This is a genomic window from Arthrobacter crusticola (assembly GCF_004357995.1).
In the GTDB taxonomy this organism is placed as follows: domain Bacteria; phylum Actinomycetota; class Actinomycetes; order Actinomycetales; family Micrococcaceae; genus Arthrobacter_D; species Arthrobacter_D crusticola.
In genome coordinates, this window is sequence record NZ_SMTK01000004.1 from 346,893 (window position 1) to 371,733 (window position 24,841).

The window sequence follows — 24,841 nt, forward strand, 5'->3', positions numbered from 1 at the left end:
CCTCACGGGGTGCCTCCGTCCGGAGCGGTGATCGGGCGGGAAAGGGCCCCGGCGGCGTCAAGGTGCTCCAGGAGCCGGGAGCGCAGCTGCTGGGATTCGGAGGAGAACCGGCGCTGCTCCCGGACGTAGGTGGCCCTGCCTTCGGGCGTCTCGATGCGGACCGGTGGGTAACCCCAGCTGCTGAGGTCGTACGGGGAGGCCTGCATGTCGAGGATCCGGATGCGCCAGGACAGTTCGAAGCAGTCGAGAATCAGGGTGCTTGGCAGGAGGGGGCTGAGCTTGTAGGCCCATTTATAGAGGTCCATATTGGCATGGAGGCAGCCGGGCTGCTCGAGGTGGCGCTGATTCTCCCGTGTGGGGGCCAGTTCGTTGAGCGGGACGGCCTGCGGGGTGTAGAAGCGGAAGGCATCGAAGTGTGAGCAGCGGATCCGTGATTCCTCGACGACGGCGTCGGTGCCGTCGGCGCCGAGGCGCAGGCCGAGGTAGTCGTGACGGACGCCGTTCAGTTCCGACTTATACGCCATGGCCCACTCGTGCAGTCCGAAACAGCCGAACTGGCCCGGCCGCCGCAGGGTCCCGGCGAGGATGACACGGACGAAGTCCAGGGTCTCGGCCCGCTCGGTGAGGAAGGCGTCGAGGTCCACGGTGACGGCTCCGTCGGGAAGGGTTGTGTAGTACTTCCAGTGTCGCCGCTCCGCGGCGAGCGGGCCCCGGAGGGCGGTGCCGGCTCCGGGGTGCCAGCGCAGCAGCTGGCCGGGTTTGTGGTTGTAGTAGGTGAAGAGGAAGTCCTCAACCGGGTGTTTTTCCCCGGCGGATCGGCGCTGGAGATAGGGCTCGGTGAAGCGCCGGACACGCGCAGCATACTCCTCCTGCTGGGGGAGCCATTCCTCCTGCTCGTGGACTTCTTGGGGTACCGGCGCCATAGTTCTATTATCAGCCTCAGCAACGGTGTCGGGCGTCCTGTCAAGCCACGCCGGGAAAGTGATTTCTTTTGCTATCCAAGTGAGTGTTGCCTCGGGTAAATTAATACTGCTGTGGCGTTTGTGACTCCTGTCACAGATGGGGATCCGGTGGCGGAAGTCCACAGCATGAGGGGCACCCGGTTACTCCCGCCGAGCCCGCATTGAATGAAAGGCTCTTCTTCCAATGATCCAACGAGGACAAGCCGGACTGCGGAGCCCACGGCTCCGCCGCGTCACGGCGATCGTGCTGGGGGTGCCGCTCCTCATGTCGTCTGCGGCTGTGACCCCCGCCGTCTTCGCGGCCCAGGTGCCCGCGCAGGCTTCAACGCAGCTTTCAGGCGTTTCCCCATCGAATTTCACCGATGGACGCTACATCGTCGTCCTCAAGGAACACCCCCTGGCCATGTACGAGGGCGGTGCCGACGGTATCCCGGCAACGAAGCCGGGCAAGGGCCAAAAGCTCACCAAGGAGTCCCCGAACGCCCGCGCCTACGAGGCCCGGCTGAAGAAGAGCCAGACGGATGTTGCGGCCGCGGTCAACGCGGAGGTCGGCAAGTCCTTCACCACGGCCCTCAACGGATTCACCTCGAACCTCACCGCCGAGCAGGCGGCGCTGCTTTCCAAGAACCCGAACGTCTACGTCGTCGCGCCTGATACGCAGAACAGCCCCGACTACTCAAGCGCAGACTTCCTGGGCCTGACCGGCGAGGACGGCTTCTGGGCCACCCAGCTCGGTGGAGCCGCCAACGCGGGCAAGGGTACGGTCGTCGGCGTCATCGACACCGGGTACCGCCCGGAGAACGCCTTCCTGACCGGCGCCGAGCCCAAGCCGCTCCAAGGGGATCCCGTGGTGGGCGAGCCCTACCTCACCCCCGACGGCAAGATTGCGATGCTGAAGGCCGACGGCAGTACCTTTATGGGCGAGTGCCAGACCGGCCAGGAGTTCGACGGCAGCGCCTGCAACTCCAAGGTCCTCAGCGCGCGCTACTTCGCCGAGGACTTCCTCGGCTCCGTGCCCGCGGAGGACCGCTCACCCGATGAGCGGATTTCCCCCATCGACGTGGATTCCCACGGCACCCACACCGCCTCGACCGCAGCGGGCAACGCCGACGTCGAGGCCACCGTCGACGGCAGGAGCTTCGGCAAGGGCGCCGGCGTAGCCCCCGCTGCCGCCGTGTCCGTGTACAAGGTCTGCTGGGAGGACAAGGACCCCAACTCGGGAGGCTGCTACAGCTCGTCCTCGGTCGAGGCGATCGAGCAGTCGATCCTTGATGGGGTGGACGTCCTCAACTACTCCATTTCCGGCAACAACAACTCCACCACCGACCCGGTGGCGCTCGCGTTCCTCTCGGCCGCCTCGGCGGGGATCTTCGTCTCCACCTCGGCAGGCAACTCCGGTCCGACCGCCAGCACCGTGAACCACAGCTCCCCATGGCTCACCACGGTGGCCGCAAGCACGTTCTCCCATGAGCTGCAGGGCACCGTCGAACTCTCCGACGGCACCAAGTACCGCGGCACGTCGGTGATGAACCGCGAGGTCCCGCAGACCGCCGTCGTCCTTGCGGCCGATGCCGCAGCCGCGGGGGTCGCAGTCGCCGATGCTGCGCTGTGCAAGAAGGACAGCCTCGACGCCGCCAAGGTGACGGGCAAGATCGTCGTCTGCGACCGCGGCGTGGTCGACCGGGTGCTCAAGAGCGCAACCGTCGAGAAGGCAGGCGGCGTGGGCATGATCCTCGTCAACGTGGTGCCCGGGTCGCTCGACCTTGACCTCCACGCAGTGCCTACCGTCCACATCGACGGTGCCGAAATCAAGGAGAAGCTCAAGGCCAACCCCGCGCTCACCGCGGCTCTCGTCGATGAGGACACCACGGGCCTTCCCACTCCCAAGGACCCTCAGATCGCTGCGTTCTCCTCGCGTGGACCGTCGCTGGCAGTGAACTCGGACTTCCTGAAGCCCGACATCACGGCTCCCGGCGTCAACGTCCTGGCCGGGGTCTCGCCGGTCGGCACGGGGGAAAACTTCGGATTCCTCTCCGGTACGTCGATGGCTGCCCCTCAGGTCGCCGGACTCGGCGCCCTGGTCCTGGCGAAGAACCCCGCCTGGTCCCCCGCCGCCGTGAAGTCGGCGCTGATGACCACCGCCGGTGATGTTCTGACTGAGGAGGGCGCGGCCAACAAGGACGTCTTCGCCGTCGGCGCCGGCCATGTGAACCCCGCCGCGATGCTGAGCCCCGGGCTCGTGTACGACGCGGATGCCGCACACTGGAACGGCTTCCTGCAGAGCCTCGGCGCTCCGCTGGGTCTCCGGAAGCCGCAGGTTGTCGGGGCGAAGGACGTCAACGTTCCCTCGATCGCGGTCGGCAAGCTGACCGGGAAGGTCACGGTGACCCGCACGGTCACCGCTACCGCGCCGGGAAGCTACACCGCCGCGGTGAACCTCCCAGGCATCTCCACCAAGGTGTCCCCCGCCCGGCTCGACTTCGCCGCCGCAGGCGAGTCCAAGAGCTTCAAGGTGACCTTCGAGAACAAGTCGGCGGCGCTTGACGCCTTCGCGATGGGCTCGCTGACCTGGACCGAAGCCAAGGGCGCCACGGTGACCTCACCGATCGCCGTTCGTCCGGTCACCGCCGTGATACCTGCTGCGGTTTCCTTCGCTTCGGCGGCAGGAACCGGAAGCGGAACCTTCAACGTCACGGCAGGGACGACGGGCACCGTCGACCTCTCCGTCAAGGGGCTGGCGAAGGCCGACAGGACCGCCGTCGAACTGGTTCCCGGCCCCGCCAGCGGGACCGCCAATGCGAGCAACAGCGTGACCGAGGTCGAGGTTCCCGCGGGTACCTCGCTGGCCCGGTTCGCCGTGAATTCGGCTGATCCCACTGCCGACTTCGACCTGTTTGTCATCACTCCGTCGGGCGGGGAAATCCCGGCAGCGACGGCGTCGGCAAGCGAGTCGCTGTTGCTGAACAACCCGGCCCCGGGAACCTACACGGTCATCGCCAACCTCTACAGCAGCCCCGACAACCGGCCCACCAAGGCCACCGTCGACGCCGTCGTGCTCGGCGGTGACGAGGGCAACCTCAAGGTCTCCCCGGACCCGATCCAGTTCAAGAACGGCAAGGAGTCCACGGTGACCCTGTCCTGGACCGGCCTCGAGCCGGGCAGCTACGTGGGACGGGTGTTCTTCGGAGACGCCGGTTCGACGGCCGTGAGCCTCGAGGTGGGTGCCAACGGTGCCACCAGGGTGACGCCGGCCGGCTCCCCGGTCCTCGTCGAAGACGCCGCGGCCGCACCGGCCGTGGGAGGTTCGACCCTCCGTTGACCGGGCGGTAGTGCCGAACCACCGGCAGGTGGGGGCGGCGGCTTCGGCCGCCGGCCCCACCTGCCTTTTTTCTGGACCGGCCGTGGGAAAATACCGGAGACAGCAGAAATCCAGGAGGGACGGCATGTCGAACCGAGAAGGCTTCATCGAGCGCTTCATGCGCCTCACCGGCCGGGCGCGGGCCTTCTTCGGCCCGGCGCAGTCGAGTTCGCTCGACCATCCGATGACTGCCGAAAACCAGGAACTGCTGAAGCAAAGGCAGTCCGAGGCCGACCAGTGGGAGACGATCACCCGGGCCGACGGCTCGACGTATATCGTTCCCCGCCGTCCCTCCTGACCGGCGCTTTCCGCACCGCCCCGGCGTAAAATGAGATGTACCTCAAAAGAAGGTGCATCATGGAAAATCTTCCGGAACCAGAGAAGCGGCGCCGGGTCCGGCGCCCCCCTTACAGCCGCCTCGACTCATTTGTCCGACTGTTCCTCGGCCCCGCCGACCGCACCGGATCGGAAACGCCGGTTGTCCATCGACACGACGCAGCCGAGGACCTCAGCGAAAAGCAGCTGGCCGGCATCGAGATGATGGAGGACTCGGAAGGCCACCACTACGCGGTGCGGAGGCCGACCGACGAGACGTAGGGGCGCGGCAAGAAGCCCGGCGCGCCCGGCTCAAGACGGTGCGGTTGGGAGCAGCTGGCTGGGTTCAGGACCTCCGGGCCGGGCGTCAGCGCCCGGTGCCCGCGTACACGGTCGCGGTTGCCTCGCCGTCCAGCTCGAAGGCCGCGTGGACCGCCCGGACGGCTGTATCGAGCAGTTCGGCGCTCGTGACCACCGAGATCCGGATCTCCGACGTGGAAATCATGTCGATGTTCACGCCGGCGTCCGAGAGCGCCTTGAAGAATCTGTAGGATACCCCCGGGTTGGACCGCATGCCGGCGCCGATCAGCGACAGCTTTCCGATCTGCTCGTTGTACTCGACGGACTCGTAGCCGACTCCCGCCTGCGCTTCGCCCAAGGCTGCGAGGGCCTGCGCACCATCGACGATGGGCAGCGTGAAGGAGATGTCGGTGCGGCCCGAGCCGTGGGTCGAGACATTCTGCACGATCATGTCGATGTTGGTGTGGGCGCCCGCGATAATCCCGAAGATCTCCGCAGCCTTGCCCGGAATGTCGGGAACGCCTACGACGGTGACCTTGGCCTCCGAGCGGTCGTGTGCGACACCTGAAATGATTGGCTGTTCCAAGGGTTCTCCCTCTTGAATCTTGATCTGGTCGTCGGGACTGGGCAGGACCCAGGTCCCCTCATGGTCGCTGAAGGAGGACCGCACGTGCAGGGGAACCCCGAACCGGCGGGCGTACTCGACGCTGCGCAGGTGGAGGATCTTAGCCCCGGAGGCCGCCATTTCGAGCATTTCCTCACTGGAGATCGTAGCGATTTTTTGGGCGGACGGTACAACTCGCGGGTCGGCAGTGTAGATGCCGTCGACGTCGGTGTAGATCTCACACACGTCAGCATTCAGGGCGGCCGCCAGGGCGACGGCGGTGGTGTCGGAGCCGCCGCGGCCCAGCGTCGTGATGTCGTTGCTCTCCCGGCTCATGCCCTGAAAGCCAGCCACGATGGCGATGTCGCCCTTTTCGATGGCGGTGCGGATCCGGTGGGGTGAGACATCGATGATGCGTGCCTTGCCGTGGATCGCGTCGGTGATCATGCCGGCCTGGCTGCCCGTGAAGGACTGGGCGGACGAGCCGAGGCCGTGGATCGCCATGGCCAGCAGCGCCATGGAGATACGCTCTCCGGCGCTGAGGAGCATGTCCATTTCGCGGGGGTCGGAGGTCTCCGAGACCTGCGCGGCAAGGTCGAGAAGCTCATCGGTGCTGTCGCCCATGGCGGACACCACGGCGACCACCTGGTTGCCGGCCGCCTGGGACTGCACGAGCCGCCGGGCGACGCGCTTGATTCCCTCGGCGTCCGCTACCGATGACCCACCAAACTTCTGGACTAGAAGGCTCATGCACTCGCTCACTGACATCGTCGGAATCTGCTGCAGTGCGGCGCTTCGGTGCACGGCACGGCGGCCGGGCCGGCCCTCGCCCGCGGAGTGCCACACGCTGCCAGTCTAGCGGCGGGCCGAAGCGGCCCTCCAATTGCATGACCGAAATGGACGGCCCGCAAAATAACTTTGCGCACCTCCACCGATTCGACGCCGGGTGGCATAGGGTCACGGGATGACCAACGAATTTGGGGGAATCGTTGTGCACGCCGCCGCACGGAGCTTCGGCTCGGTGCAGGCCGTCCGGCACATCGATTTCGAGGCCCCACCCGGTGAAGTAACCGCCCTGATCGGACCCAACGGCTCCGGCAAGACAACCCTCCTGCTGATCCTCGCATCGCTCCTTGCCGTAGATTCCGGCTCGGTGCGTGTGGGTGGGATCGACCCGGTGGCCGACCCGCAGGGGGTGCGCAGGCTCGTCGGCTGGATGCCCGATTCCCTCGGCAGGTGGGACTCCCTCTCGGCGCTCGAGGTGCTCACCACCACCGGGGCGCTCTACGGGATGCGTCCGGAGGAACGGACCGCCCGCGCCCATGAACTGCTTGAAACGGTGAGCCTCACCGAGTACACTCGCCAGCCCGCGCGCGTGCTCTCCCGCGGCCAGCAGCAGCGGCTCAGCCTGGCCCGTGCCCTGATCCATAACCCGCAGGTGCTCCTCCTTGACGAACCGGCATCGGGCCTCGACCCCGGATCCCGGGTGGATCTGCGGACACTGCTGCGGACCCTTGCCGCGGCAGGCAAGACGGTTGTTGTCTCAAGCCATGTGCTGTCCGAACTCGATGAAATTGCCGACCGCGCCGTCTTTATCAGCAGGGGCGAATCGGTCCGCAGCCAGACCCTTGACGAGGCCGGAAACCAGGTGCGGCGCTACAACATCCAGGCCGAACCGATGAGCGCCCTCGCCGCCGAACTCTCCGGCCACGGGATGCGGTTCGAGGAGCGTGGGGACTCCCGGCGGCTCGAGTACCAGGTGATGCTCGACAGCACCCAGCAGGCGGCGTGGCTCCTGCGAACCCTCGTGCTGGCGGACGTGGCCGTCACCGCCTTCGCGCCGGCCGGCGGCGCGCTCGAAGAAACCTATATGAGCCTGGATACGGACAGACGATGAGCGTGAAAATGCAGCAGCCGCCGCAGCTGGCGGACGAACGGACCCTATCCAGCCGGGCCGCCGTCGGGACGGTGTTTGGCCTTGAGATGCGCCAGCGCCTCCGCGGCCGGGCCTGGTACGTCATGCTCGCCGTGTGGTTCGTGGTGATCGGGGCGGTCTTCCTCCTCGCCACCGCCACCATGGGAACCATCACGGGCATTGGGGCGGTGCTCTTCGACCTGGTTGTCGGATTCGTGCTGTTCTTCGGCCTGCTGGTGGCGCCGGGGCTCTCGGCGAATGCCGTCAACGGTGATCGGGCAGCCGGAACCCTGGCCATCCTGCAGGTCACCCTGTTGACTCCGGGTCAGTTGCTGGCGGGTAAGTGGCTGGCCTCCTGGGTCGGCTCCCTCGCCTTCCTGCTGCTCAGTGCCCCCTTCATCTTTTGGGCGCTGGCCTTGGGCGGCGTGCCCGCCTCCGAGGCGTTCGTTTCGCTGGGAATGCTCGCCCTTGAGCTGGGCCTCGTCTGCGCCATCGGCGTCGGCGTTTCCTCAATCGCCAACCGGCCGTTGTTCTCGATCGTCGCCACCTACATGCTCGTGGCGCTGCTGGCGCTGGGCACGCTCATCACCTTCGGGCTCAGCACGGCGCTCGTGCTGGAGGAAGCCGAGGTGACAACCTCCTACTACAACCACACCGAACCGATGCCGGCGGTGGGCCCCGACGGGGAGCTTCCCGCTGTCGACCCCTCCAAGTGCGTCACGGAGACCATCCGTCAGCCTGTGCCGCACACCGAGCGGATCACCTGGCTGCTGGCGGCGAATCCATTCGTGGTCGTGGCCGACGCCGTTCCCTACGCCCGCAGCGGGTCGGGAGACTTCGCGTACGTGGCCGGCGGCACCCGTCCACCGGGCGTCATGGAGAGCATCAGCCAGCAGGTCCGGACCCTGCAGGCGGGCCCGGACCTTGAGGTGACCTGCGAGGAATCGCTGGGAGAGCCGCGCGACGTCGGGCGCGGTTCCCCGATCTGGCCGCTCGGACTGGTGCTCCAGTCCCTGCTGGCCGGTGGCCTGCTCCTCCTTGGATACCGGCGGCTGAGGACGCCGGCGGGGAGGCTGGCGCAGGGCACCCGGATTGCCTAGCCCCGAGCCGTTCCGGCGCCTGCGCGCAGGAACGGCTCGGGGCAGGGCACCGGTCCACCGGATCCGGCTAGGACATGGAGCGGCGGCCCTCGAAGGCGCGCCCGAGGGTGACTTCGTCCGCGTATTCGAGGTCTCCGCCGACCGGTAGGCCGGAGGCGAGCCGGGTCACCGGGATGCCGATGGTCTTGAGCATCCGGACCAGGTAGGTCGCCGTCGCCTCCCCCTCGAGGTTGGGGTCGGTGGCGATGATGATTTCCTTGATCTGCTCGTCCGTCAGCCGGTTGAGGAGCTCCCTGATGCGCAGCTGATCCGGTCCGACTCCAGCGATGGGATTGATGGCGCCGCCGAGCACATGGTAGCGGCCGCGGAAGGAGCGGGTGCGCTCCACCGCGATGACGTCCTTGGACTCTTCGACCACGCAGATCATTGAGGGGTCGCGGCGGGTATCCCTGCAGATTCCGCAGGTCTCCTGCTCGGCGACGTTTCCGCAGATCGCGCAGAACTTCACACGCTCCTTGACGGTGGTGATGGCGTTGACGAGCCGTTTCATGTCGTCTCCGTCCGCCTCAAGGATGTGGAAGGCGAGCCGCTGGGCGGACTTCGGTCCTACACCGGGGAGGCGACCGAGCTCATCAATAAGCTCTTGAACCGCGCCTTCGTACACGTGACCTTCTTCATTGTTTGATGTTGCGGGTGGGCGAACGATGCATCGGCCCGCCCCGAATCTTCTGGATGCGCCGCCTGTTACTGGGCGTCGATTCTACGCTCCTCGACGAGCCGGCCGTTCAGGATCCGTTCGATCGCCGACCGCCCGACGAGACCGGTTTCTTCGATCGTCTCATCGTCGGCGCTGGGAACGTCTTCGACGTACCTCAAGTCTACGGTTCCGGACTCGGCCGCGGCCTCCTCGGCCCGCTTTCGGGCCGCTTCGTCGAGCAGCCGCTGGTAGCGGCTGATGGGTTTGGACGACGTTTCGGTTGCCGGGGTGGGAGCGTTTTGGGATGCACCCGCAGCGGCGGCCGGTGACTGCGGCTGGGCAGGGGTTTGTGGCTGGGCCGGTGCGTGGGGCCGGGCCGATGCCTGCGATGGTGCTTGCGGCAAGCCATGGTCCGACCCAGCAAATGAGGTCGCTGTCGTAGCCGAGGGCGGTCCCTGGTGGCCCTGTGCCTGGGGCGGTACCTGAACCTGAGCATGAACCTGCGGAACAACCTGTGCCTGCGGCCCTGCCGGTGCACGACGGGCTGCGGCTGATTCCTGGGACGGCGACGGCGACGGCGAGGCGGGAGCATCGGGAGCGCCGTAGTGTCCGGGACCCGGGTCATACGCATCCTCGGGAGGCTCGATCAGGGCCCATGAGTCGTCGTCGGGATCCGGATTCTGCCAGGACGGAGGCGGCTCCGGACTCGAAGACGAGGGCCTGCTGTCATCCCGTGCAGGCTGGGGTGCAGAAGGACCGCTGGCCTGGTTGCCCCGCGGTCCTGCACCCGGCGCTGCTCCCGGGCCTAGGCCCGATCCTCCCTGGCTTGGCGACGGCACGGTGCGGCTGCCGGTTGATCCCACGCGGTCACCGGTGGGAACCGCGGGGGTTCCCACCGAAGGACCTGTTTCCCGGGAAGTCATATCGCCGGTTCGAGGGGAACCGTGTGCGGGTGAACTAGGAGCGGGTGACCCGGGCGTGGGTGAGTCCGGCATGCGCGAACCGGGCATGCGTGAGTCCGGCATGCGCGAACCGTGCGCGGGTGAGTCCGGCATGCGCGAATCCGGCGCGGCCGATCCTGGCGCGGGTGATTCCGGTGCGGGTGGGCCCTGCTTAGGCGAGCCCTGCGTAGGTGAATCAGGCATGCGTGGACCGGGCGCAGGTGGGCCCGGTGTGCGTGACCCCGGCGCGGCTGAGTCCGATCGTCGAGGGCCGGGGCCGGCTGCACCACTCGCGGGGCCGGCGGAGTTGCCCACCGAACTCATCCGCTCGGGTGGCTGCTGAGTGCGCGGAGAGCCTTCGGGCGGGCTGGGTACGGCGGGGGCGGGCGATAGGGCTGCCGGACCAGGAGCATTGCCCATTGGTGCGCCTTGCGCGCGCGACTGCGCAGGAGGCTGTGCCTCGGGGCGGTTGGGCGCGGCCGCAGGGCCGGTCGGCGACGCTACGGGCGCGCCCGAACGATGGGGGAGGGGTGCTGCGGCCGAGGGCGACCCAACCCCGGGGTTCGACCCGGGATTTGGTTGGGGGTCGGGAGCGCCCTTAGCCGGCGTTGGCCGGCTGGCCGGTACTTTTGGGTCCGACTCACCCCGGCCCGGACCGTCGAGAATGGCCTCGATCATGCAGTCGAGCCCCAAGACCTTCTGGATGGCCTGACGTACGTTGTCCATATGCGGTCCGCGTTGGAAGGCTATCGCGTTGCCTGGAGTGGTGAAGGCGAGGATGAGCTTATTGCCCTCCATCGACCGCGGCTTCGCATCAACATTCACGTTGAGCCAGGTGATCCGCTTGATCTTCGCGAGTTCGTCCATGATTTCCGGCCAGGCGCGACGGACCATCTCAATCTGACCTGAACCACCCGGGGCGGCAGGTGCCTCGGCCGGGGCACCCTGGGCTGGCCGCTCCGGAGCGCCAGGAGAAGTCCCGGTGCCCGGTTCGACGGTGGGGGCTGGGCTGTGTGCGGCGGGGTCTCCAGCGGAGCGGTCCGCCAGTGTGGAACCTGCATTGGCGCGGTCAGCGGAGGGTGCGGCCGCGGCGGACGCAGCTGCGGCGGGGGCTGCCTGCGCATGCGGTTCGCTTCCCCAGCTGTTGCCCCAGTCGGCCGACGCGGGGGCCGGTGCGGGCGCCGGCGCGGCAGGGACTGCGCCGGGAGGCGTCGTGACGGACGCGGCGTCATCGTCCTGGCCGCGCCGTGGTTCGGGCGCCGGACCGCCCGGCGCTGCAGCGCCGCCGGTTGCCGCAGGCGACGTCGCGTCCGGTGTTGGGGTGGCCGCTGCCGCAGTATCGGCATTCCGGCTCGCCGAAGGACTCTCGCCCGCCGTCGTCCTGCCTGATGCCGGCGTGCCCGGCGTTGCTGTCTCCGATGCGTGGGGCGCACCGGCTGTCGGGCGGGTGGTGCCCCCGGTTGGAACCGACGGCGAGCCGGCGGGAACCGGTGCGGCGCCCTGCATTCCATCGGCGGCGGGCACAGCGGGACGGCCCGAGCCCTGACCCGCTGCACGCACCGGCTGGGCTGCCGTCGCCGGCGCCGGGTCGGTGCCTGCGTAGGCGAGCCGGCGCTCGATCCGGTCGACCCGCGCAAGGGTTCCGCGGACAGACTCGTCCGCGGCGGGCAGCAGGATCCGCGCGCACAGCAGCTCGAGGTGCAGCCGCGGTGACGTCGCTCCGGTCATCTCGGTGAGCGCGGTGTTGGTGATGTCGGCGGCACGGGACAATTCTCCGGCGCCAAGCTGGTTCGCCTGCGTCCGCATGCGGTGCAGCTGGTCCTCCGGGATGCCCCGCAGTACGGAAGCCGCCCCCTCGGGGACGGCGTTGATGACGATCAGGTCGCGGAAGCGCTCGAGGAGGTCCTCAACAAACCGCCGCGGATCGTGCCCGGTCTGGATCACCCGGTCCACTGCGGTGAAGACGGTCGCGGCGTCTCCGGCAGCGACGGCGTCGACGACGTCGTCTAGCAGGGTCGCGTGGGTGTAGCCGAGTAGGGAGACGGCCAGTTCATAGTCAACGCCGGACTCGCCCGCACCTGCCATCAGCTGGTCGAGCACGGAGAGGGAATCGCGCACGGATCCGCCGCCGGCCCGCACCACCAGGGAGAGCACGCCCGGAGCAACCGGAACGTTCTCCTGCCGGCACAGCAGCTCTAGGTAGGCCATCAGCGGTTCCTGCGGCACCAGCCGGAAGGGGTAGTGGTGGGTCCGCGAGCGGATCGTCCCGATCACCTTGTCCGGCTCGGTTGTCGCGAAGATGAAGAGGATGTGCTCCGGTGGCTCTTCGACGATCTTGAGGAGCGCATTGAAGCCGGCCGAGGTCACCATGTGGGCCTCGTCGATGATGAAGATCTTGTAGCGGTCGCGCACCGGAGCGAAGGTGGCGCGCTCGCGGAGGTCGCGGGCGTCGTCGACGCCGCCGTGGCTCGCGGCGTCGATCTCGATGACATCGAGGCTGCCGGAGCCGTTGCGGGCCAGCTCGACGCAGCTGTCGCACACACCGCACGGCGTCGGCGTCGGGCCTTGGGCGCAGTTCAGGCAGCGGGCGAGGATGCGTGCCGAGGTGGTCTTGCCGCAGCCGCGGGGCCCGGAGAACAGGTAAGCGTGATTGACCCGGCCCTTTTCGATGGCGGCCATCAGCGGGTCGGTGACGTGCTCCTGGCCGATCACGTCCGCGAAGGTCTCGGGGCGGTACCGACGGTAAAGGGCTGTACTCACAGATGAACCTTATCGGTTGCGGGTGACGGAACGCATTCCGGTGGGGGAGAAGAGGGAAGGCTCCACGATCCACGGATCGCGGGGGAGCAGGTCCGGATCAAATACTTCAAGGACGGCACTCAACGGACCGGCCGGCAGGTCCATCGATTTCAGGATGATGGCGCGGACGGCCTCCACGGGCAGGCCCTCCGCGCCGAGGGCTTCGAGGGTCACCGATCCATCCCGCTTGGCCAGCCTGCGCCCGTCCTTGCCCAGTGCCAGCGGCACGTGCGCGTAGAGCGGGGCCGGGACTCCGAGCAGGCCCGCGAGGTACGCCTGGCGCGGGGCCGAGCTGAGAAGGTCTCCGCCGCGCACCACCTGGTCGATTCCCTGCGCGGCGTCGTCGACGACGACCGCGAGGTTGTAGGCGGGCACGCCGTCATTGCGCCGGACCACGAAGTCATCGACGGGACCGGTGTACTCGCCGTGCAGCCGGTCCTGAATGGTGAGGGCCTCGACGCCGGCGCGCAGCCGGAGCGCGGGCGGCCGCTCGCGGCGGCGGAGCTCGCGCTGGGATTCGGTGAGGTTCCGGCAGGTTCCGGGGTAGACACCGGGTAGCGCGTGGGGAGCGGTGGCGGCCTCCGCGATGTCGCGGCGGGTGCAGAAGCACTCATACAGCAGGCCCGCCTCCACCAGGGACGCGATGCTCGCCTCGTAGCGCGGCAGGTGCTCGCTCTGGCGGATGGGCGGTAAGTCCCAGTCCAGGCCCAGGTCTGACAGTTCCCTGATCTGGGCTTCCTCGGCGCCGGCGCGGGCGGTGTCGAGATCCTCGATGCGGAGCAGGAATTGGCGTCCTGTGGACCGGGCGAACAGCCAGGCGAGGATTGCCGTGCGGAGGTTGCCGAGGTGCAGCTCGCCGGAAGGGCTTGGCGCAAAGCGCCCTGCCCCTGAGATCGTCTCCATGGTTCAGCTCCCTCGCCGCATTCCCTGCCAAGGGGTCGGCCTATCCGGCCGACGGTTAAAGTAAAGACCCCCCATGCACCTGCCAGAGCCCGCTTACCCTTGCTACCTTCCGGTCCTGGGGGAGTTCACAGGATGACACCACATGAGGGGCCGGGAAATAGTCTACAGGAACTTGGGGACTGCTCCTGAGCGCCCTGCTGGCGGTGCGTTGTGCCTCGATCCGGGCTTCCGATGGGCAACGGCGGCGTCAAGATGGCCGCGCGTACTTACCTTTCCCGCGGGTGGCAAGCCTATAAGGGCGGCGGGTGCTCAGGGCGGTGGCGGACGCCGGGCCGGCCGGTGTCCCTACGCTCCCGGAGGGTGAGAAGCCTAGAAGGGCGGCGGGTGCTCAGGCAGTGGCGGACGCCAGGCCGGACCGGGCGTTCGACCCGACCCCTGCCCTGATGCCCCCGCTGATGCCCACGACTGTCCGGTATCAGACGGCATCGCGGCAGGAGGATCCTCCGGTCTCGTCGAGTAATTTCTCCCGGTTGGCGACGTCCAGGCGAGCACCCCTCCCGGATGCTGCCGCACCGACCAGCCGGCCTCGTGTTTCATGCGGTGGTGCTTGGGGCAGAGGCAGGCGAGGTTCCCCGGCCCGGTGCTTCCGCCGTCTTCCCAGGGGATCGTGTGGTCGAGGTCCGCCGTGGCCGCTGACCGGTTACATCCCGGATACCTGCAGGTCTTGTCGCGGACGCGCAGATAGGTTTTCAGGTCAGTCGGTACCCGATAGCGGCGTCGACCGACGTCGAGCACCGCCGAATCCACCGGATCGGTGAGCAGCCGCAGCAGGGAAGGTGCATTCGCCGCGAGCTTCCGGGCGACACTTGCCGGGATCGGGCCGTACCCCTCGAGGTCACCGGGCATTCCGCTCTCTCGCAGCAGGGACAGCACCGGAACGGTCACGAGCACCTGGGGCCGAATGCCACTTAGAATCCCGTTTTCCTGCAGGGAGGGGTTGTCCTGGATCACCAGGCCTGCCAGCGCATCCGCACGCAGCTGGGCCAAGGTCCGCGCCTCGTTCGGCCCCTGTGCGGCGCGAGCGGCACGGGTCAGCCGGTCGAACATGGCGACGGCGTTTTCGGCGCCCAGGAACGCACCAAGGTAGGCCATGCCGTCCGGAGCCGGTTCCAGCCAGACGGCCCGGTCGGCCTCGGCCTTGGTACGTCGCTCGGCGGCTGCCTTGGGGCACATTGTCTCCCTCAGCCGCCGGGCCCGGACCGCGAGCTGCGGACGGGTCAGGTCCGGGGCCACCTTCAGCAGGGATTCCTCATACCCGGCCCGCTCTTCAGCAGGAATGCCAGTGCTTTCCCGGATGATCACCTGCGCGTGCTGGTAGGTGATCATCCCTGAATCCAGCGCCTCGAGTGACGGTGGGAAGTCTTCGACCAGGGCGGTCGATTCATTGAGAAGGAAACCGGCAGTACCCTCAGGAATGTTGAGGACACACGCGGTCTCGCTGACCGCGTTCATGGACGCCAGGCGGTGCTCGACCCCGGAGCGTGCGCGTTCGGTCATCGAAGTGCCGACGCGGTGAACAATCCGGGCCTTCAGGGCGGAAAGCCATCTCTCCAACCGCGCAACCTTCTCAAGGGTGTCTACAGACTCACCGGCATTCAGCTCGGCGATGGCGGCAGGGTCAAGAGTCGTAAGCTCGTGCGCGAGCCATAGCGGCTCGTTTTCAAGGTACGAGAACAAGCCACCCTCGAGGGCCGAACTGGGCTCCGTCCACCCGGGATCGAAGGCTTCGTCGGCCTTGGTTTCCGGTGCTGGCTGGACCATGCCCATAGTCCATCACCTCCCTCTGACAAAACAGGCGGAGGGCGCCGATTCGGAACCTGACCCATGTTTAGGTATTCTGGTATCTGCTCCAAATTAGGAGGATTCGCCTAGCGGCCTATGGCGCACGCCTGGAACGCGTGTTGGGTTAACGCCCTCGGGGGTTCAAATCCCCCATCCTCCGCAGAAAATAAGCCCCGGTCTTCAATGGCCGGGGCTTTTTTCATGCCTTCACGGCGGACAGGTTCCTAGGAGTCGGAGCCGGAACTCGGGGAGGCCGGGCGCCTGGAGCCTCCGTCACGCCGTTCGCGGGCTCGATCCGGCTGCCCGTGCCCGCGCGCTCCGGGATGGAGTCATCGGTCCGGCATCCGCCTCGGTCCGACGCCTCTGTCTCGCCGTTCGGGGGGCTGAATGCGGCTGCCCGTGCCCGCTCGCTCCAGGCTGGCGTCATCGGTCCGACGCCTCCGTCACGCGGTTCGTCGGCTGGATCCGGCCGCCCGTACCCGCGCGATCCGACGGCGGGCGTCATCGGTCCGACGCCTCTGTCTCGCCGTTCGGGGGGCTGAATGCGGCTGCCCGTGCCCGCTCGCTCCAGGCTGGCGTCATCGGTCCGACGCCTCCGTCACGCGGTTCGTCGGCTGGATCCGGCTGCCCGTACCCGCGCGATCCGACGGCGGGCGGCCGCTTCGCTCGGGCCCTCCGGCCCCAGCCCAAGACGCACCACCTTCAGGACAAGATGGGTTGCCGCCTTGACCGGAAGCGGGATCGGCCCGAGGGAAGGCACCCGCAACCCGAGCATTTCCCGATGACGCGGCTCAAGGGTCGCGACCGCCGCGGCGAACAGCACCCGATAACCGAGCCGCTGAGAGGCCGGCAGGGGAGGGCGCTTGATGTACGCGAGGGCCTCCTGGACCTGGTCGCTGTTCGTCAGCTCAGGGTCGAAAGCCCTCAACTGTGCTGCCAGCTCCGCTTCCGAACGCGGTGGCGACTCAACCCCCATGAGCTCACCGGCCTGCGCCCACTCGGCGACGTACTGGTCGCCGCCGCCGGGGATGGGATCCCCGTAGGCCTTGTGTGCGGCGAGGAACGCATCGGTGAAGGCGAGGTGGACCCAGCGGACGAGCGCAGGATCGGCGGCGGAATACTCGCGAGTGGTGCCGTTGCTGTCGACGTACGTGCCCCGGACCCGCTGGTGCAGCCGCTGGACGAAGGCGGATCCCTCCTGCGCTGTACGCTGGGATCCGTAGGTGACGGTGAAGATCCACCGGATGGTGTTGGCCAGGCGTCCCAGCGGGTCCTCACGGAATGAGGAGTGCGCGTGGACGCCTGCCATAGCGCCGGGATGCAGGGCCTGGAGCAGCAACGCACGGACGCCCGCAACCAGCGGGGTCATTGATCCGTTCACCGCCCACACGGCGGAGCCGGGAACGAAGTAGCCGACGTCGTCGCCCTGTTCGAGATCCAACTGCCACTGGGGAATTGCAGGATCACCCGCGGTGAACGTGGTGCGCAGCTGAGTGCGCCATGCCGCAACAAGATCCATCAGCATAGGTCTCCCTGGAAAACCGGCGCGGGCAGGAATGCCGCTGACCTCTTTCACGAAGGCCACGGCCGCGGAGTTCCCTGTCCTGCTTTCTCTGCCCCAACTTCCCCGCCGGGCATCCCATCCAAAGGGCGCCCCGAAACGAAGATCCTGCACCGGTAACGACCAGTGAGGAGCAGCCATGCCCACAAGTGACCTCTATGACATCGAGCTGGCCATGAACGACGGCACCACGCGGTCCTTCGGCGACTACCGGGGCAGCATCGTCCTGGTGGTCAACGTCGCCTCGAATTGCGGCTTCACTCCCCAGTACGAGGGGCTTGAGCGGCTGTACCGGAAGTACGAGGCGGACGGCTTCGTCGTGCTCGGCGTTCCCTGCAACCAGTTCATGAACCAGGAACCGGGGACCGACGAGGACATCCGGGCCTTCTGCTCGATGAATTTCGGAGTCACCTTCCCGCTCACGCGCAAGGCGGATGTGCGCGGGAAGAACCAGCACCCGCTGTACGCCCGGCTGACCCAGTACAAGGGCGCCGGGCTGTCGAAGTCGGTGCTGCCCGGGCTGGTGAGGTGGAACTTCGAGAAATTCCTCATCAACCGGGAAGGGATCATCATCGACCGCTTTGCCCCCACAGTGGAGCCCGACGCGCCCGAGATCGCTGCCGCGATCGAGTCATGTCGAAAGGCCGCAGCCTGAGCGCCGGCCTACTCGGCCCTACTTGGCGAGGACTGCGACGCAGCCTGCGAGGAAGGCTGCCCCGGCCTCTTCGTTGACCAGGCCCTCCTCGATAAGGATGGGGTACGGCTTCTCCGGCACGCCGTCGGAGGGCCGGACGTCGACGTGCGCGACGTCGTAGCCCTTGCCGTGGAGGTAGTCCGCCATGGCGTAATCGGTCCGTGAGTCGCCGACGGTCCGCCACGTGTTGGGAACTTCTCCATAGGGCGCCAGCAGGGCCAGCGCCCGCTCAGCGCCGAGGTCCTTGCCCAACCGGACCGATTCGATGTCGGTGGAGATGATGGTGGGGTCGATGCGGTAGCCCACCTCTCCGTTGCTGTCGGGCCGCTCGCGGCCCAGCCGGATTCCGCCCATGTCGTAGCTCACCAGGATGTCGAACGCGTCGGCGTCGAACTCAGCCTGGCCGGCAAGGTAGTCGGCGCTGCTGACATCGAGCGACTGCTCGACCGAGACCATCGCGCGCTTGGTCTCATCGAAGAACATCAGTGCGGAGTACTTCTCCTCCACCAGGTCCCGGACGTCGTCGCCGAAGCTGGAGGGCAGGGCAAGTTCCTTGTCCACGTGCACTTCACCTGCACCGTCGGCGTCGAAGCTGAACCAGGACGCACCCTTTTCGCAGATCGCATGGAACCGCACCCCGTCGGGAATACCTGAGGCCATCATGGGGTTCAATAACTGTTCCCGAATGAAAGCGTCCGAGCGGCCCGTGTTGAAGACCACAGGCCATCCGGCGCCGGCCAGCCGGAGCAGGTAATCGATGATCGGCTGGGGAACAGTACGCGTGACGGGGCTGGCAATGGGGCCGTCAACGTCGAGGAGCAGGCCCATGCGGGCTTCGAAAAAGGGCATGTCCCATTATGGACCGACGCCGCCCCGGCGCCTGTTGACAATCAAGGCATGAGAGCACATACTCGTGGAATCGATTCCATGGAATCGATTCCACCGTAAGGAAATGCAATGAAGCAGATTACGATCAAGGACGTGGCGGAGGCCGCGGGGGTTTCGAAAGCCACAGCATCGCGCGTCCTCTCGGGCCACCCGGCAACCTCGCCGGAGGCGCGCAAGGCCGTTGAGGCCGCGGCCGGACGGCTCGGCTTTCGTCCCAATGCGCAGGCCCGGTCCCTACGGAATACCCGCACGCAGACCATTGGCCTGCTCCTCCCGGACGTCCGCAATCCCTTCTTCGGCGACCTCGCCCATGCAGTGGAGCAGCGGGCCCGCAGTTTCGGATACATGACGCTGTTTGGTAACGCGAACGAGAATGTGGAGCAGCAGGACGAGTACATTGACGTCATGCTGTCCCAGCGGGTGGACGGTGTCATTGCGGCACCCCAGGGTGATGGCGGCAACCTCAGCCAGCTGCTCCGCAGCGGGGTGCCGGTGGTCTTCGTTGACCGGGTCCTCGACTCCATCAAGGTCCCCTCCGTCAGCCCGGATAACTCGACGGGCATCCACGACGCCGTGAAGCACCTCACGGCCCGGGGACACCGCCGCATCGGCTACATCGCCGGCCCGCAGTCAACCTCCACAGGCCGCGAGCGCCTCCGCTCCTACAAGGAAGCCCTGGCTGCCACGGGGGCGGATACCGACGCCGATCTCATCTTCCTCGGCGACTTCCAGGCTGCCAGCGGAGCCGAAGGGGCGCGAACCCTCCTCGACCTCGCCAACCCGCCCACGGCCCTGCTCGCCGCGGACAGCCTGATGAGCATCGGGGCGGTAGGGGTCTGTAATGAACGCGGCATCGCCATCGGGACCGACCTCGCTTTCGTCGCCCACGACGACATCGACGCGTTCACCCTCATCAACCCGCCACTCACGGTGATCGCACACGATATCGACGCAATGGGGCGCCTGGCTGTCGACATGCTGATGAGCGTCATCGGGGGCGGATCACCCGCCTCCCACACCATCCCAGGCCGCCTGATCGTCCGCGGCTCCACCCCCGAATTTGAGAAAGAACGGCAATCATGAACGGCAGTCCCATCCTTACGCTGGACAATGTGTCGAAGGCGTTTGGCCCCGTCACCGTGATCGATGGCGTCAGTGTCAACGTGCTGCCCGGCAAGGTGCAGGTTCTCCTGGGCGAAAACGGAGCCGGCAAATCGACCCTGATCAAGATGATGGCAGGCGTCCACCAACCCGACGGCGGCAGGATCCTGATCGACGGCGAGGAGGTCCAGCTTCCCGATACCAAGGCCTCCGAAAAGCACGGTATCGCCACCATCCACCAGGAACTCAACCTGGTGGGCACGATGAGCATCGCCGAGAACATCTCCCTGGGGCGCCTGCCCCGCCGGTTCGGGCTGGTGGACAAGGCTCGGATGAAGGAGGACGCGCGCGCCGCCCTCGCCCTGATCGGGCTGGACCTTGACGTCGACCGCCAGGTGGGGGAACTGGGCATTGCGCACCAGCAGCTCGTCGAGATCGCGAAGGCCCTGAGCCTGAACGCCCGCATGCTGATCCTCGACGAGCCGACCGCGGCACTGACCAAGCGGGAGATCGCCTCGCTGTTCAAGGTCGTGGAGGACCTGAGGTCCCGCGGGGTGGGAATGGTGTTCATCAGCCATCACCTCGACGAGATCGCCGCCATCGGCGATTCGGTCTCGGTCCTGCGCGACGGCCGGTTCATTGCGGAGGTTCCCGCCACCACCCACGAGGACGAACTGGTACGCCTCATGGTCGGCCGTGACATCGACCAGCAGTTCCCGCGCCGCCGCGAGTACGCCGGGCCCGCAGAAACCCTGCTCGAGGTCCGCGGGCTCTCCACGAAGGGCATGGTCAACAACGTTTCCTTCTCGGTGCAGGCCGGTGAGGTCGTCGCGCTCGCCGGGCTGGTCGGTGCGGGCCGCACCGAGGTGATCCGCGCCATCGCCGGAATCGACCCGTACACCTCGGGAACCATCTCGGTCCGGGGCAAGGCCCTGCCGCCGCTCAACGTCGGTGCGGCGATCCGGGCCGGCATCGGCCACGTGCCCGAGGACCGGAAGGTCCAGGGCCTTGTCCTGGGCGCGGCGGTCAACGAGAACATCGGCTACGCGACCCTGGCGGCGACGGCGCGGGCCGGGATCGTCGATTTCGCCGGGCAGCGCAAGCGTGCCCAGGAGGTCGCCGACAAGCTCCGGATCCGGATGTCGAGCCTCGACCAGACCGTCGGCTCGCTCTCCGGCGGGAACCAGCAGAAAACAGTTTTCGCCCGGTGGATCGTCGCCGGCGCAACCGTCCTGCTGCTCGATGAACCGACCCGCGGCGTCGACGTCGGGGCGAAGGTCGAAATCTACGAATTGATCAACGCCATCACCGCGGCCGGCGGCGCCGTCGTGATGGTCTCAAGCGAACTGCCCGAAGTGCTCGGTATGGCCGACAGGATCGTCGTCATGAGCGGCGGCCATGTGTCCGGCCAACTGCCAGCCGAATCCGCAACGCAGGACTCAGTGATGTCGCTGGCCGTCCGCGATGTACAGCGAGAAATTGAAGACAAGCAGATGAAGGACGAATCATGAACAAGGTAGCTGAAGCTGTAGCTGTCCCCAAGGGGCGCGGACGGGGATCGTTCATGACGTTCCTCTCTGGTAATGGAGCACTCGTAGGGCTGGTGGTCCTCGGGCTGGCGCTCTTCATCGCCACCCCCGACTTCCTTACCGGCCGGAACCTTTTGAACGTCGGCATCCAGGCCTCGGTGATCGCGGTGCTCGCCTTCGGGCTCACCTTCGTGATCGTCGCGGCCGGAATCGACCTGTCCGTGGGATCGGTTGCGGCACTCTCGGCGATGGGCTCGGCCTGGATTTTCTCCCAGGCCGACCTGCCAGGCTGGATCGCACTGATTGGAGGGCTCCTCATCGGCACCCTGAGCGGCGCGGTGAGCGGACTAGCGGTGAGCTACGGACGACTTCCATCGTTCATTGCCACCCTCGCAATGCTGAGTGTGGCCCGCGGTCTCACCCTGGTCCTCTCCGGCGGCCGGCCCATCCCGACCGCTCCCGAGGTTTCCTTCCTCGGCAGCATGCTCGGCCCGGTGCCCATGCCCATCGTGGTGCTGATCATCGCCGGTACCGTCGCAGCCCTGATCCTCAACTTCACGGTCATGGGCCGCTACATGTACGCAGTGGGCGGCAACACCGAGGCCGCCCGGCTGTCCGGTATCCCCGTGCGGCGGGTCCTCATCACAGTCTTCGCGCTCTCCGGGCTCTTCGCGGCGCTCGCGGGTCTGCTGCTGTCCGGCAGGCTCGATTCGGCCCAGCCGCAGGCGGCGGTCGGGTATGAGCTTGACGCCATTGCCGCCGTCGTCATCGGCGGGGCCTCCCTCGCCGGCGGTGTCGGGCGGATCAGCGGCACCCTGATCGGTGCGCTCGTCCTGGTTGTCATCCGCAACGGGCTCAACCTGCTCAACGTCTCATCCTTCTGGCAGCAGGTGGTCATCGGCCTCGTGATCGCCCTGGCCGTCGGTGTGGACTCGCTCCGCCGCAAGACCGCGCAGCACTAAAACTTTCCTCTCTAACCACCCCACTGATAAAAGGAAAAAACAATGAAGTTCACTCCCACCAAGATCGTGACGCTTTCCGCCTCAGCCGCACTCCTGCTCGGCGTCGCCGCATGCAACCGCGGCGGAGACGACGCGGCGTCAGGCGGCGACAGCGTCACGCTGGCTGTCTCGACGCTGAACAACCCGTTCTTCGTCGAACTGCGCGACGGTGCCCAGGCCGCGGCCGATGACGCCGGAATCGACCTCGAGGTCATCGACGCGCAGAACGATTCCGCGACGCAGACCAACCAGCTCGCCACCGCCGCGAGCGGCACCGACGGCGTCATCATCAACCCGGTCGACTCGGACGCTGCGGCGGCTTCGGTGGCCCCGCTGATCGAGAACGCCACTCCCATCGTGGCCGTCGACCGCACCGTGAACGGGGCCGAAATCCAGTCCCTGGTTTCAAGTGACAATGTGGCCGGCGGGAAGCAGGCCGCCGAAGAACTGGCCCGGGCCATGGGCGAGAAGGGCAAGGTGATCGTGCTCCAGGGCGTGGCGGGAACCTCCGCCAGCCGCGACCGCGGGGAAGGGTTCGCCGAAGGACTCAAGGCCTACCCGGACATTGAGGTGGTGGCGCAGCAGACCGCCAACTTCGACCGGGCGGAAGCGCTGAACGTGGCAACGAACCTGCTGCAGTCCAACCCGGACGTCACCGGAATCTTCGCCGAGAATGATGAGATGGCGCTGGGCGCCATCCAGGCGCTCGGTGACCGGGCCGGCAGCGAGGTCAGCGTCGTCGGCTTCGACGGCACGGAGGAAGGGCTCGTTGCGATCGAGGCGGGCACCCTGACGGCCACGATCGCCCAGCAGCCCGCTGAGCTCGGCAAGCGCTCGGTCGAGATCCTCGTCCAGCTCCTCAACGACGAAGAGGTCGAGTCCACGGTTCCCGTGCCCGTGACCACCGTCAACGAGGAAAACGTCGGAGAGTTCACGGAATGAGCACCAATCCACCGGGCGTCGTCGTCGTGGGGTCGATCAACGCCGACCTCGTCGTGACGCTGGAACGCCATCCGCAACCGGGTGAAACCGTGCTGGGCCGGTCAATGACCGTCCTGCCCGGTGGCAAGGGTGCCAATCAGGCCGTAGCGGCCGCACGGCTGGGGGCGCCGGTCACCCTGATCGGCGCCGTCGGCCGGGACGCCTACGCGGACGCAGCCCTGGCCGGGCTGCGTTCCGCTGGGGTCCGGCTCGCCCTCCGCCATGCGGACGCCGGCACCGGCGTGGCCCTCGTCCAGGTTTCGGTAAGCGGCGAAAACTCAATCGTGGTGATCCCCGGCGCCAACGCCGAGGTGATCCGCGAGGTCGTGGAATCCCAGGCGTCCCTGATCTCTGAGGCCTCGGTCCTCGTGCTTCAGGGGGAAATCCCCGCCGAGTCGATTGCCGAAGCCGTGCGGCACGCCCAGGGCCGTGTGATGATCAACCTTGCGCCGGTGATCGACATCGACCGCTCCGCGCTGCTGGCCGCCGACCCGTTGGTGGTCAACGAGCACGAGGGCATCCTGGTGCTCGAGCAACTGGGAGTCCGGGACCTCCCCACGGCGGCGGACCACCGAAGGATCATCGAGGCGCTGTCGGCGGCCGGCTTCGCCTCCGTCGTCCTCACCCTCGGTGCCGAAGGAGCCATGGTGGCCTCCAACGGCACGGTGGAGCACTTCCCGGCGCCGAAGGTTTCGGCGGTCGACACCACCGGGGCCGGTGACGCCTTCGTCGGGGCGCTCGCCGCCCGCCTTGCCGCGGGCGACAGCCTGGTCTCCGGCGTCGGGTTCGCCGTGCGCGTCGGTGCGTACGCCGTCCGGTCCGAGGGGGCCCAGCCGTCCTACCCGGCACTGGGTGACGAGCTCCCCGGGGACGGGGTCAGCACGCGCGAAGGGGCGATCGAATGAAGCGTTCAGGCATCCTGAACCCCGCTCTCAGCTCGGCCATCGCGGGCCTGGGCCACGGCCACCTCGTCGTCATCGCCGACAGCGGCCTGCCCATCCCCGCGACGGTCCCGACCGTCGACCTCACCCTGGTCCGGGGGATTCCCCGGTTCGCGGATGTGCTGCGGGCGGTGCTGGCAGAGATCGTCGTCGAAGGCAGCATCATCGCCACCGAAGCGCAGGACGGCGTGGCCGGCGAGTGGGTGCGTGCGGAGGGGCTTACTCCCCGAACCATCCCGCACGACGACCTGAAGGCCCTGCTGCCCACGGCGCGGCTGGTGATCCGCACCGGGGAGGCCACCCCGTACGCCAACGTCATCCTTCAATCCGGCGTGGATTTCTAGGCCGACATCCGTGGCCAAAGGTAACCCTTTGGCCACGGATCGGCGGCCGCGGAGGCTTATATTCC

General features: G+C 67.4%; 20 protein-coding genes, 1 tRNA gene and 1 other RNA gene. 13 read left to right on the forward strand and 9 right to left on the reverse strand.

Going from position 1 to position 24,841, the window contains the following annotated elements; translation table 11 throughout:
- Nucleotides 1-2 precede the first annotated feature (2 nt).
- Entirely contained in the window at nt 3-923 is a 921-nt protein-coding gene (locus E2F48_RS13350) for a 3-methyladenine DNA glycosylase (protein WP_133404451.1), read from the reverse strand.
- A gap of 223 nt (nt 924-1,146) precedes the next feature.
- On the opposite strand from E2F48_RS13350, the gene E2F48_RS13355 reads away from it, so the two are divergent.
- The 3 genes from E2F48_RS13355 to E2F48_RS13365 all read left to right on the forward strand — a co-directional run bounded on the left by E2F48_RS13355 (nt 1,147) and on the right by E2F48_RS13365 (nt 4,917).
- A complete protein-coding gene (locus tag E2F48_RS13355; RefSeq protein WP_185149819.1) occupies nt 1,147-4,281 on the forward strand; it encodes a S8 family serine peptidase in 3,135 nt (1,044 codons plus the stop codon).
- Nucleotides 4,282-4,405: 124 nt separating this feature from the next.
- Nucleotides 4,406-4,618, forward strand: coding sequence for a hypothetical protein (locus tag E2F48_RS13360; protein WP_133404452.1), 213 nt, complete (start codon nt 4,406-4,408; stop codon nt 4,616-4,618).
- Between the two features lie 59 nt (nt 4,619-4,677).
- The gene (locus E2F48_RS13365; protein WP_133404453.1) at nt 4,678-4,917 is read left to right on the forward strand and encodes a hypothetical protein; all 240 of its coding nucleotides are present in this window, start codon (nt 4,678-4,680) and stop codon (nt 4,915-4,917) included.
- An 85-nt stretch (nt 4,918-5,002) separates the two neighbouring features.
- On the opposite strand, the gene E2F48_RS13370 is transcribed toward E2F48_RS13365, so the two are convergent.
- A complete protein-coding gene (locus E2F48_RS13370) occupies nt 5,003-6,289 on the reverse strand; it encodes an aspartate kinase (protein WP_185149825.1) in 1,287 nt (428 codons plus the stop codon).
- Between the two features lie 214 nt (nt 6,290-6,503).
- Here E2F48_RS13370 and E2F48_RS13375 point away from each other — a divergent pair, with 214 nt between their 5' ends.
- Nucleotides 6,504-7,436 (forward strand): ABC transporter ATP-binding protein, encoded by a 933-nt coding sequence (locus E2F48_RS13375; protein WP_133404454.1) that lies wholly within the window; start codon nt 6,504-6,506, stop codon nt 7,434-7,436.
- A complete protein-coding gene (locus E2F48_RS13380; protein WP_133404455.1) occupies nt 7,433-8,554 on the forward strand; it encodes an ABC transporter permease in 1,122 nt (373 codons plus the stop codon). The genes E2F48_RS13375 and E2F48_RS13380 overlap by 4 nt, the downstream gene beginning before the upstream one ends.
- A 67-nt stretch (nt 8,555-8,621) precedes the next feature.
- Here E2F48_RS13380 and recR read toward each other — a convergent pair whose 3' ends face one another.
- The 5 genes from recR to E2F48_RS13405 form a co-directional block, all read right to left on the reverse strand.
- Entirely contained in the window at nt 8,622-9,218 is a 597-nt protein-coding gene (gene recR, locus E2F48_RS13385; RefSeq protein WP_133404456.1) for a recombination mediator RecR, read from the reverse strand.
- 80 nt (nt 9,219-9,298) lie between these two features.
- The gene (locus E2F48_RS13390) at nt 9,299-12,952 is read right to left on the reverse strand and encodes a DNA polymerase III subunit gamma and tau (protein ID WP_133404457.1); all 3,654 of its coding nucleotides are present in this window, start codon (nt 12,950-12,952) and stop codon (nt 9,299-9,301) included.
- A gap of 9 nt (nt 12,953-12,961) precedes the next feature.
- Nucleotides 12,962-13,894, reverse strand: a complete 933-nt coding sequence (gluQRS, locus tag E2F48_RS13395) for a tRNA glutamyl-Q(34) synthetase GluQRS (RefSeq protein ID WP_133404458.1) — start codon at nt 13,892-13,894, stop codon at nt 12,962-12,964.
- A gap of 59 nt (nt 13,895-13,953) precedes the next feature.
- An RNA gene (gene ffs / locus E2F48_RS13400) (signal recognition particle sRNA small type) lies at nt 13,954-14,049 on the reverse strand.
- A 214-nt stretch (nt 14,050-14,263) separates the two neighbouring features.
- Entirely contained in the window at nt 14,264-15,715 is a 1,452-nt protein-coding gene (locus E2F48_RS13405) for an HNH endonuclease signature motif containing protein (protein ID WP_165968766.1), read from the reverse strand.
- Nucleotides 15,716-15,811: 96 nt separating this feature from the next.
- Here E2F48_RS13405 and E2F48_RS13410 point away from each other — a divergent pair.
- Nucleotides 15,812-15,896 (forward strand) — tRNA-Ser (locus E2F48_RS13410).
- Between the two features lie 438 nt (nt 15,897-16,334).
- Here the strand turns inward: E2F48_RS13410 and E2F48_RS13415 are convergent.
- The gene (locus tag E2F48_RS13415) at nt 16,335-17,255 is read right to left on the reverse strand and encodes an oxygenase MpaB family protein (RefSeq protein WP_133404460.1); all 921 of its coding nucleotides are present in this window, start codon (nt 17,253-17,255) and stop codon (nt 16,335-16,337) included.
- A 181-nt stretch (nt 17,256-17,436) separates the two neighbouring features.
- On the opposite strand from E2F48_RS13415, the gene E2F48_RS13420 reads away from it, so the two are divergent.
- Complete coding sequence (locus E2F48_RS13420; protein WP_133404461.1) at nt 17,437-17,952, forward strand: glutathione peroxidase; 516 nt, start codon at nt 17,437-17,439, stop codon at nt 17,950-17,952.
- 18 nt (nt 17,953-17,970) lie between these two features.
- Here E2F48_RS13420 and E2F48_RS13425 read toward each other — a convergent pair whose 3' ends face one another.
- Nucleotides 17,971-18,840: a Cof-type HAD-IIB family hydrolase gene (locus E2F48_RS13425; protein ID WP_133404462.1), complete on the reverse strand. Its 870-nt coding sequence runs from the start codon at nt 18,838-18,840 to the stop codon at nt 17,971-17,973.
- Between the two features lie 108 nt (nt 18,841-18,948).
- On the opposite strand from E2F48_RS13425, the gene E2F48_RS13430 reads away from it, so the two are divergent.
- The 6 genes from E2F48_RS13430 to rbsD are packed head-to-tail and all read left to right on the forward strand — an operon-like array spanning nt 18,949 to nt 24,776.
- Nucleotides 18,949-19,962, forward strand: a complete 1,014-nt coding sequence (locus E2F48_RS13430; RefSeq protein WP_133404463.1) for a LacI family DNA-binding transcriptional regulator — start codon at nt 18,949-18,951, stop codon at nt 19,960-19,962.
- Nucleotides 19,959-21,491 carry a sugar ABC transporter ATP-binding protein gene (locus tag E2F48_RS13435; RefSeq protein WP_133404464.1) on the forward strand — a complete coding sequence of 511 codons (1,533 nt, stop codon included), beginning with the start codon at nt 19,959-19,961 and terminating at the stop codon, nt 21,489-21,491. The genes E2F48_RS13430 and E2F48_RS13435 overlap by 4 nt, the downstream gene beginning before the upstream one ends.
- Nucleotides 21,488-22,471, forward strand: a complete 984-nt coding sequence (locus tag E2F48_RS13440) for an ABC transporter permease (protein WP_133404465.1) — start codon at nt 21,488-21,490, stop codon at nt 22,469-22,471. Before E2F48_RS13435 ends, E2F48_RS13440 begins: the two co-directional genes overlap by 4 nt.
- 42 nt (nt 22,472-22,513) lie before the next feature.
- Nucleotides 22,514-23,452: a substrate-binding domain-containing protein gene (locus E2F48_RS13445; RefSeq protein ID WP_133404466.1), complete on the forward strand. Its 939-nt coding sequence runs from the start codon at nt 22,514-22,516 to the stop codon at nt 23,450-23,452.
- The gene (locus tag E2F48_RS13450; protein ID WP_133404467.1) at nt 23,449-24,396 is read left to right on the forward strand and encodes a ribokinase; all 948 of its coding nucleotides are present in this window, start codon (nt 23,449-23,451) and stop codon (nt 24,394-24,396) included. The genes E2F48_RS13445 and E2F48_RS13450 overlap by 4 nt, the downstream gene beginning before the upstream one ends.
- Nucleotides 24,393-24,776 carry a D-ribose pyranase gene (gene rbsD, locus E2F48_RS13455; protein WP_133404468.1) on the forward strand — a complete coding sequence of 128 codons (384 nt, stop codon included), beginning with the start codon at nt 24,393-24,395 and terminating at the stop codon, nt 24,774-24,776. Before E2F48_RS13450 ends, rbsD begins: the two co-directional genes overlap by 4 nt.
- The last annotated feature ends 65 nt before the right edge of the window (nt 24,777-24,841 follow it).